9 protein-coding genes are annotated in these 8067 nt (G+C 66.4%); 8 read left to right on the forward strand and 1 reads right to left on the reverse strand.

The window, feature by feature from the left end:
• Positions 1–2 precede the first annotated feature (2 nt).
• From ACK5L9_RS10175 to ACK5L9_RS10210, 8 genes are read left to right on the forward strand one after another with little or no spacing between them, the layout of a single operon-like run.
• Positions 3–1547 carry an ABC transporter ATP-binding protein gene (locus tag ACK5L9_RS10175; RefSeq protein WP_416911345.1) on the forward strand — a complete coding sequence of 515 codons (1545 nt, stop codon included), beginning with the start codon at positions 3–5 and terminating at the stop codon, positions 1545–1547.
• Positions 1540–2571: an ABC transporter permease gene (locus ACK5L9_RS10180; protein ID WP_416911346.1), complete on the forward strand. Its 1032-nt coding sequence runs from the start codon at positions 1540–1542 to the stop codon at positions 2569–2571. Before ACK5L9_RS10175 ends, ACK5L9_RS10180 begins: the two co-directional genes overlap by 8 nt.
• Entirely contained in the window at positions 2564–3454 is an 891-nt protein-coding gene (locus ACK5L9_RS10185) for an ABC transporter permease (protein ID WP_416911347.1), read from the forward strand. The genes ACK5L9_RS10180 and ACK5L9_RS10185 overlap by 8 nt, the downstream gene beginning before the upstream one ends.
• 1 nt (position 3455) lies before the next feature.
• On the forward strand, positions 3456–4010 hold the full coding sequence (locus ACK5L9_RS10190) for a cysteine hydrolase family protein (RefSeq protein ID WP_416911348.1): 555 nt from the start codon (positions 3456–3458) through the stop codon (positions 4008–4010).
• On the forward strand, positions 4007–4840 hold the full coding sequence (locus ACK5L9_RS10195; RefSeq protein ID WP_416911349.1) for a carbohydrate kinase family protein: 834 nt from the start codon (positions 4007–4009) through the stop codon (positions 4838–4840). Before ACK5L9_RS10190 ends, ACK5L9_RS10195 begins: the two co-directional genes overlap by 4 nt.
• Positions 4837–5568: a hypothetical protein gene (locus ACK5L9_RS10200; protein WP_416911350.1), complete on the forward strand. Its 732-nt coding sequence runs from the start codon at positions 4837–4839 to the stop codon at positions 5566–5568. Before ACK5L9_RS10195 ends, ACK5L9_RS10200 begins: the two co-directional genes overlap by 4 nt.
• A gap of 16 nt (positions 5569–5584) precedes the next feature.
• Positions 5585–6352 (forward strand): sugar isomerase domain-containing protein, encoded by a 768-nt coding sequence (locus ACK5L9_RS10205; protein WP_416911351.1) that lies wholly within the window; start codon positions 5585–5587, stop codon positions 6350–6352.
• Positions 6352–7809 carry an aldehyde dehydrogenase family protein gene (locus ACK5L9_RS10210; protein ID WP_416911352.1) on the forward strand — a complete coding sequence of 486 codons (1458 nt, stop codon included), beginning with the start codon at positions 6352–6354 and terminating at the stop codon, positions 7807–7809. The genes ACK5L9_RS10205 and ACK5L9_RS10210 overlap by 1 nt, the downstream gene beginning before the upstream one ends.
• Before the next feature lie 56 nt (positions 7810–7865).
• Here ACK5L9_RS10210 and ACK5L9_RS10215 read toward each other — a convergent pair.
• Positions 7866–8067 (reverse strand): hypothetical protein (locus ACK5L9_RS10215; protein ID WP_416911353.1); only part of this gene is annotated, 202 nt, incomplete at its 5' end.

Raw genomic sequence — 8067 nt, forward strand, 5'->3', positions numbered from 1 at the left:
CGATGGCTGTGGCGGAGGGGTTTGACGGCGTCGTTCTGGGGGCGGACAGGCTGAGCAAGGCCTATGGTCCGGTGCAGGCGAACAAGGACATCTCGCTTGCCCTGAGGGCGGGCGAGATTCATGCCATCGTCGGCGAGAACGGTGCCGGGAAATCGACGCTGATGCGGATGTTGCAGGGGATGGAGGCCCCCGACAGCGGGCAGGTCATTCTGGACGGCGCACCCGCGCGGCTGTCCGGACCCGCCGGGGCGCTGGCCCGTGGCATCGGCATGGTCCATCAGGAATTCATGCTGGCCCCGGATCTGACGCTGTTGCAGAACCTTGTCCTTGGCAGCGAGCCGATGACCGCCGGCCCGCTGCGCCGCATCGACTGGGCCGCCGCCGAAGCTGATGGTACGCGGCTGGCGGACCGGATCGGCGTGCAGGTGGACTGGCACGTCCCGTCAGCCGCCGCGCCGGTCCACATCCAGCAATTCGTTGAAATCATTCGCCTGCTTCGGCGTGGCGCGCGGATCCTGATCCTGGACGAGCCGACCGCCGTCCTGGCCCCTCCGCAGGTCGAGGAACTGTTCCGCCTGTTGAACCGGCTAAAGGCCGACGGCGCGTCGATGCTGTTCATCTCGCACAAGATCCCCGAGGTGGTGGCGCTGGCCGACCGGGTGACGGTGATCCGGCGCGGGCAGGTCACATATTCCGCCGCCATGGCCGACACGACCGGAGACGAGATCGCGCGCCATATCGTCGGTGCCGATGCCGCACCCGCTGCTGTGGAACTGGCGGGGCACGAGGCGGTGCGTCCGGTGCTGCGGCTGAATGGCGTGGCGACCGCGCCGCGCAGGCATGCCCGGCCGCTGCGTGACATTTCCCTGACCATCCATGCGGGCGAGATCGTCGGTCTGGCCGGGGTGGCGGGGAATGGGCAAGGCGATCTGGCGGAATTGCTGGCCGGGCTGCGCCCGGTTGCGAGCGGCACGATCACCCTGAACGGAAGCGATCTGACCCATGCCGACACCGCTGCAAGGAGAGCGGCGGGGTTGGGCTATATCAGCGCCGACCGGCGGCACGAGGGGCTGTGCCTTTCGGCCTCGATCGCGCTGAACACGGTGACGGGCAGTCACCGCCGCCCGCCTGTCGCGCGGGGGCGGTTTCTGAACCCAAAGGCCCTGCTGGATACGGCGCGGGAACGGCTTGAGGGGTTGCAGGTCCGCTATGGCGCGCTGGCCGATCCGGTGTCCAGCCTGTCGGGCGGCAATCAGCAAAAGCTGGTCTTTGCCCGCGAAATCGCCACCGGGCCGTGCTTTCTGGTCGTCTCGCAGCCGACGCGGGGGGTCGATCTGGGCGGGATCGCGGCGATCCATCATCTGCTGGGGCAGTTCCGGGCGGATGGCGGTGCGGTGCTGCTGGTGTCCGAAGAGCTGGACGAGATCCAGACCTTGTCGGACCGCATTCTTGTCATGGCCGAAGGGGCCATCGTGGGCGAATTGCCGCGCGGTGCCTCGGCACAGGAAATCGGGCGGATGATGGTGATGGGGGGCGAACATGCTTGACGGACTGTGGTCCAGCCTCAGGGCGCTGCTGCTGCCCTTTGTGCTGGCGCTGGCGATTGCCGGGGTGCTGCTGATCCTGATCGGCGAAAACCCCTTGGCCACCTTTGCGTTGCTGGCCAATGAAAGCTTTGGCTCGGCCCGCCGCATCGCCTCGACCCTGTCGGCGGCGACGCCGCTGCTGTTCACCGCTGTGGCCACCGCCGTCTGTTTCCGTGCGGGGGTGTTCAATGTGGGCGTCGAGGGGGCGTTTCTGGTCGGCGGGCTGGCAGCGGTATTCACGGGGTTTGCCCTGCCCGCCGGTTTGGGCCTGATGCTGATCCCGCTGGCGCTGATCGCGGGGGCTGTGGCGGGCGCGGTATGGCTGTGGTTTCCCGGTTGGCTGCTGGCGAAATACGAGGTGGACGAGGTCGTTTCGACGCTGATGCTGAATTTCGTCGCGCTGGCGATTACCGGCTATCTGGTGAACGGGCCGCTGCTGTCGGCGTCGGCGGGGAACAACATGACGCCGGCCATTCACGACGCCGCGCATCTGCCCCGCTTGATGCCGCCATCGACCCTGCATGCGGGGTTCCTGATCGGCGTGGCGGTGGTGGTGGCCTATGGGCTGTGGTGCCGTTATACCCCTGCGGGGCTTGAGGGCGGGCTGGTCGGGCTGAACCGGCGGTTTGCGCAGGCCATCGGCATTTCCGTTCCGGCGACGGTGATCGCGGTGATGGTGCTGTCGGGCGCGGTCGCGGGGATTGGCGGCGCGTCGCACGGGTTGGGGCAGTTATTCCGCTTTTCCGACAGTTTCTCGCCGGGATACGGCTTTACGGGCATGGCGGTCGCACTGCTGGGGCGCAACCATCCGGCCGGCATGATCTTTGGCGCGGTGCTGTTCGGGGCGCTGGCCTCGGCCGGGACGACGATCCAGCTTTTTTCCGACATCCCGCTGGATCTGGTCGAGATCATTCAAGGGCTTGTGATGATCTTTGCGGTCATGCAGATCGCGCTGCCCCGGCTGCGGAGGCACACCAATGCCTGAACAGATCCTTGCCGCATCCATCGTCCTGACGACGCCGATCCTGCTGGCTGCCATGGGCGGGCTGATCAACCGGCAGTCGGGCATCGTCAATATCGGACTGGAGGCCGAGATTCTGGCCGGTGCGCTTGTCGCTGTCATTGTCTCATCCGCGACCGGAAGCTGGCTGCTGGCCTGCCTTGCGGCGCTGCTGACCGGCACGGTCATCGGCTGGTTGTTCGCGCTGACCATCACGCGCGGGCAGGCCAACATGATCGTGGCCGGGCTGGGGCTGAACGTGCTGGTTGCGGGGGGAATCGGCTTTATCCTCAGTTGGCAATACGGCACATCGGGCACGCTGCGCCTGCCGGATGTGGTGCTGCTGCCCCATGTCCTGCCCGAGGCTCTGGGGGGCGTTCCGCTGCTGGGGCGGATGTTGTCCGGGCTGGATCCGCTGACGCTGTTAGCCTGGGCGACGGTCGCAGCGATGCCCTTTGTTCTGGCCGATACGCGGTTTGGGCTGCGGCTGCGGGCCACCGGCAACGCGCCGCAGGTGGCCCGTGCCCTGGGTCTGGACGGGCTGCGCATACAAGAGGCGACAACGGCCATCGCGGGCGCACTGTCCGGGCTGGCCGGGGCGCATCTGGCGCTGGCATCGATCGGGCTGTTCAACGAGGGGCTGTCGGGCGGACGCGGTTTCATCGCGCTGGCGGCGTTCTATTTCGGTCGCGACAAGCCCTGGCCCACGGCGCTGGTCTGTCTGATGTTCGGCTTTCTGGACGCCACGCAGATCCGGCTGCAAACGGCGGGCCTGCCGCCCAAGCTGATCGGCGCGATCCCTTATGTCATGGTTCTGGCCGCGCTGATCGTCGCGTCCATCCGCAACAAGAAAAGGAATGAGACCTGAAATGCGCACGGCCCTTCTGGTCATCGACATGCAGAATTCGTTTCTGCATCCCGAGGGAGAGAATTTTTATCCTGCCGCACCCGAGGTGATCGCCCCGGTCCGGCACCTGATCGCGACCGCGCGGCAGGCCGGGGCGATCATCGTCCATGTCGCCGACCGCCATCGTCAGGGGTTCGACGATTTCGAACAAATCCGTCTGCCCGACCATTGCCTGCACGGAGGCCGCGATGCCGAGTTCTACAAGGGCTTTGGACCCGGCGGCTATGCGCGCGAGATCGTGATCGAAAAGCGCCGCTATTCGGCCTTTTTCGCAACCGAACTGGGCTTGTTCCTGCGCGAACAGGCGATACGCCGGGTGGTGATCTGCGGCGTCAAGACCAATGTCTGTGTTCGCGCCACCGCGCAGGACGCCTTTGCCAACGGGCTGGAGGTCGTGATCCCGCGCGAGGCGACCAATTCCAACCGTGCCCATCTGGCCGAGGCCTCGCTTGAGGATATGGGCCGCTATTTCGGGCGCGTGACCGGCCTGGAAGAGGCCGGGGCGCTGCTGCAATGACGCGGCTTGTCGTGACCGGCTTTGCCAGTCTGGATCACGCGATCCATCTGGCGGGCGACATCGGCAAGGACCGTACGACGCGTATTACATGGCGCGATCCGGCGGCATGGCCGCGGGCCGGGGGCTGCCCGGTCTATATCGCCATGGCCGCCGCGCGGCAGGGGCTGTGCGCCGCGCCGCTGACCTGGATCGGAGATGATGCGCCGGGCGCGGCGCTGATGGCGCAATGCCGGGCGGCGGGGCTGGATCTGAGCGGTATCGCGGCTGTGGCGGGGCGGCGCTCGCCCGTGTCGATACTGGCCTGCCAGCCGGATGGCGCGGTCTCGTGCCTGTACGACCCCGGATTTCCGGGGGAACACAGGCTGACCAGCGCGCAGGCGGGGCTGATCAGCGCGGCAAGCCATCTGTGCGTCACGGTCGGGCCCGGTCATCTGGTCGGCCAGATCCTTGACCTGGCCCCGGCGACGGCGCGGCTGTACTGGGCGGTCAAGAACGACGCCGATTCCTTTGATGCCGCCGCCCGGCAGCGGCTGTCGGCGCGGGCGGATGTGATTTTCTGCAATCATGCCGAACAGGCGCTGATCGACGGCGGTAACGCCATCCGCGTCGTGACCCATGGCGCGCGCGGGGCCGAGGTGATCACCCTGCAAGGCAGCGCCTTCGCCCCCGCGCCCGCCCGGATCGACGTGCGGGACGCGACCGGGGCAGGGGACACATTCGCCGGGGGCTTTATCGCCGCCGAAATGGCCGGGGTTCTGGACCCGCTGGCTGCGGTGGGGGCGGGAATGGCTGCCGCCGCAAAGCTTTTGACGGAAAGGCAAGCATCATGAAAACCGCCTGGTATCTGGGCTATTCGGATCGCGACATCGGCGAGGCCGCGATTCTGGTCGGCGACCCGGACCGTGTGACCCGGATCGGAAATTTGCTGAGCGACGCGACTTTTCTGCCCGAAAGGCGGGGGCTGCGCTCGGTTACGGGCGGGTTCGGCGGGCGCAGGGTGACGGTCGCGGCCTTTGGCATGGGTGCGCCCATCGCCTCGATCGTGATGCACGAGCTGGCCGATCTGGGCATCCGCCGCTTTCTGCGGATTGGTACGGCAATGCACTTCGCCCCCGCAAACCCCGGCGATTTCCTGATTTCGCGCGCGGCGATTTCTCATGACGGCACCGCGCCCGCCTATGCCGATACCAGCCGCCCGATCCCCGCCGATCCGGCGCTGATCGCCGGGCTTGAGGATGCCGTAAGGGCCGAGGGTGCGGCACCTCATACTGGTACCTACGCCACGTTTGACGCCTTTTACCGCGACATGTTCGCGCTTGAAGACGCGACAAGGCCGCGCGTCGATGCGGTCCGTGCGCGGCTGAGGGCCGATGGCGTGCTGGCCACCGACATGGAAACCTCGGCCCTGCTGGCTGTGGCGCAGTCGCAGGGGCTGTCGGCGGCGACGCTGTGTCTGGGCACCGTGGACGGAATCACCCAACAAAAGCTTGACAAGACCCGGCTGGACGCTGGCGAGGCGCGGATGTTCCGCATCGCCCTGCGCGCCATGACGGCCTGAAGAACGGATCAAGGCAATGAACGACATTTCGCATGACTATCTGCAAACCGTGATCGACCGGCTGCGGCGCGTGCAGGACGGCCAGATCGAGGCTATCCGCGCGGCAGGCGCCATCTGCGCCGACGCCATTCTTGGCGACAATCTGGTCTTTACCTTCGGCACTGGCCACGGATCCTTTCCGGCAATGGAGATGTATCCCCGCACCGGCACCTGCACGGGCTTTCGCCCCATCGTCGAAAGCTCGATGATCTCGTTTCACCGGGTTCTGGGCGACATGGGCGCGCGGCAATACCGGTTTATCCATTCGCAGGAAGGCTATGGCCGGGCGATCCTGTCCTCGCATCAGACGAAACCGGGCGATGCAATGCTGATCTTTTCGCATTCGGGCCTGAACGCCGTCACGCTGGACATCGCCATCGAGGCGCAGGCGCAGGGGATGAAGCTGATCGGCGTGACCTCGATCCCGCACAGCTCGGCCACGCCGTCGCGGCATTCCTCGGGCAAGCATCTGTATGAACTGGCCGATGTCGTCGTGGATACGGTCGTGCCGCTTGGCGATGCCGGGCTGGAGATCGAGGGCGTCAGGGGCCGGGTCGGCGCGACCTCGACCGCGATTGCCATCGCCATCGGGCAGGCAATCAACGCTGAAACCGCCCGCCTGATCGCGGCGGCGGGGCGCGACCCCTATATCATGGTCAGCCCCAACACCCTGGACAAGGCCAGCGCCACCGAACAGAACGACCGCAACTATGCCGAATTGTGGCGCAGGCTAAGGGCACGCTGATGGAAACCCGCGGATTTTTCATTGATGGTGCATGGCACCGCCCTGCCGGTTGCGACAGCTTTGCGCTGATCAACCCCGCCACGGGCGATGAACTGGGTCGGACGTTGCTGGCCTCGGGTGCGGATGTGGACCGCGCGGTTGCTGCGGCCGAACGCGCCGCGCCGGTCATGGCCGGAATGGCCGAAACGGAACGCGCCGCCATCCTGAACCGCGCCGCTGCGCTGATCGAGGAACGCGCCGATGACATGGCACGGCTGCTGACGCGCGAACAGGGCAAGCCCGTTCCCGACAACGTGAAGGAAATCCTGTTCGGCGCCGAGGTGCTGCGCTATTACGCGGCCGAGGCGACGCGGGTCTGGGGCACGCTGCGTCAGGCATCCTCGCCTGCGATCCGCAATCTGGTGATCTGGCAGCCAATCGGCGTGACGGCGGCCATCGTGCCGTGGAACTATCCCATCGATCTGTATTGCTGGAAGATCGGGCCGGCCATCGCTGCGGGTTGTCCCATCGTGGTGAAATCGCCGCACGAAACGCCGCTGGCCATCGCCATGCTGGTCGATTGCCTTCACGAGGCGGGTCTGCCCGCCGGTGCGCTGGCCGATCTGCCGGGGCTTGGACCCGTCGCAGGCGAGGCGCTGTCGGCCCATCCGCGGGTGCGGCTGATCTCGGCCACGGCCTCGGTTCCGGCGGGGCAGGCGATCATGCGGGCGGCGGCGGGCAACCTGAAGCGGGTATCGCTGGAACTGGGCGGGCACGCGCCCTTTATCGTGCTGCCCGGTGCGGACCTGCAAGAGGCCGCAAGGGCCGCCCATCGCCGCGCCTATTCGAACATGGGACAGATTTGCATCACCGTGAACCGCATTCTGGTGCATGACAGCCAGCGCAAGGACTTTGCCGATATTCTGGCGGGGCTGGCCGAGGATACCGTGTTGGGCGACGGGCAGGATCCGGCTATCGGATACGGGCCGGTGCAAAACGCCTCGGTCATTGCACGGACGGACCGGCATGTCGCCGATGCGGTGTCGCGTGGCGGGCGGCTGCTGGCCGGTGGTGCGCGCGCGACCGGCGGCGATCTGGACCGGGGGTTGTTCTATCGCCCGACGGTGATCGATCAGGCCCCGCTGGACAGCCTGCCGATGACCGAGGAAAGCTTTGGCCCGCTGGCGGCAATTGCAGGTTATCGCGGTATGGACGACCTGCTGGCCGTGGCGAACGGGCTGGATTTCGGGCTGGCGGCCTATGTCTGGGGCGATCTTGAGACCGCCTGGGGTGTGGCCGAGCGGCTGGAGTTTGGCGCGGTGGGCGTCAATGTCAATGACACCAGCGAATTGCAGGCTCCGTTTGGCGGCTGGAAGATGTCGGGCTTTGGCCGCGAACTTGGCCCCGAGGGGCTGATGACATTCCTGGAACAGAAGCACCTGAAAATCCGCCTGCGCCCGCCGGTTCTGCCCGGCTGAGGCACCGGTTCCGGCTGCCGGGCGAAAATCACATTGACAGAGGCCCGGCATAGTTCTTACGGATCCGTGACACAAAGCTGGAACCATTTTACCGTCCATTCCGATGCGGCTTGCGGGAAGCTTGCGCTTTCCGTGGTGCCGCGATCCTTTTTTTGCACCATCCACACGCAAGAACCCGGAGCATGGGAATGAGCGACGACAAGACGCGATACCTGAAGATCATCGAACAGCGCATCCTTTGGCTGTCTCACTGGATGA

The organism is Paracoccus sp. (in: a-proteobacteria) (assembly GCF_047973135.1).
Lineage (GTDB): Bacteria > Pseudomonadota > Alphaproteobacteria > Rhodobacterales > Rhodobacteraceae > Paracoccus.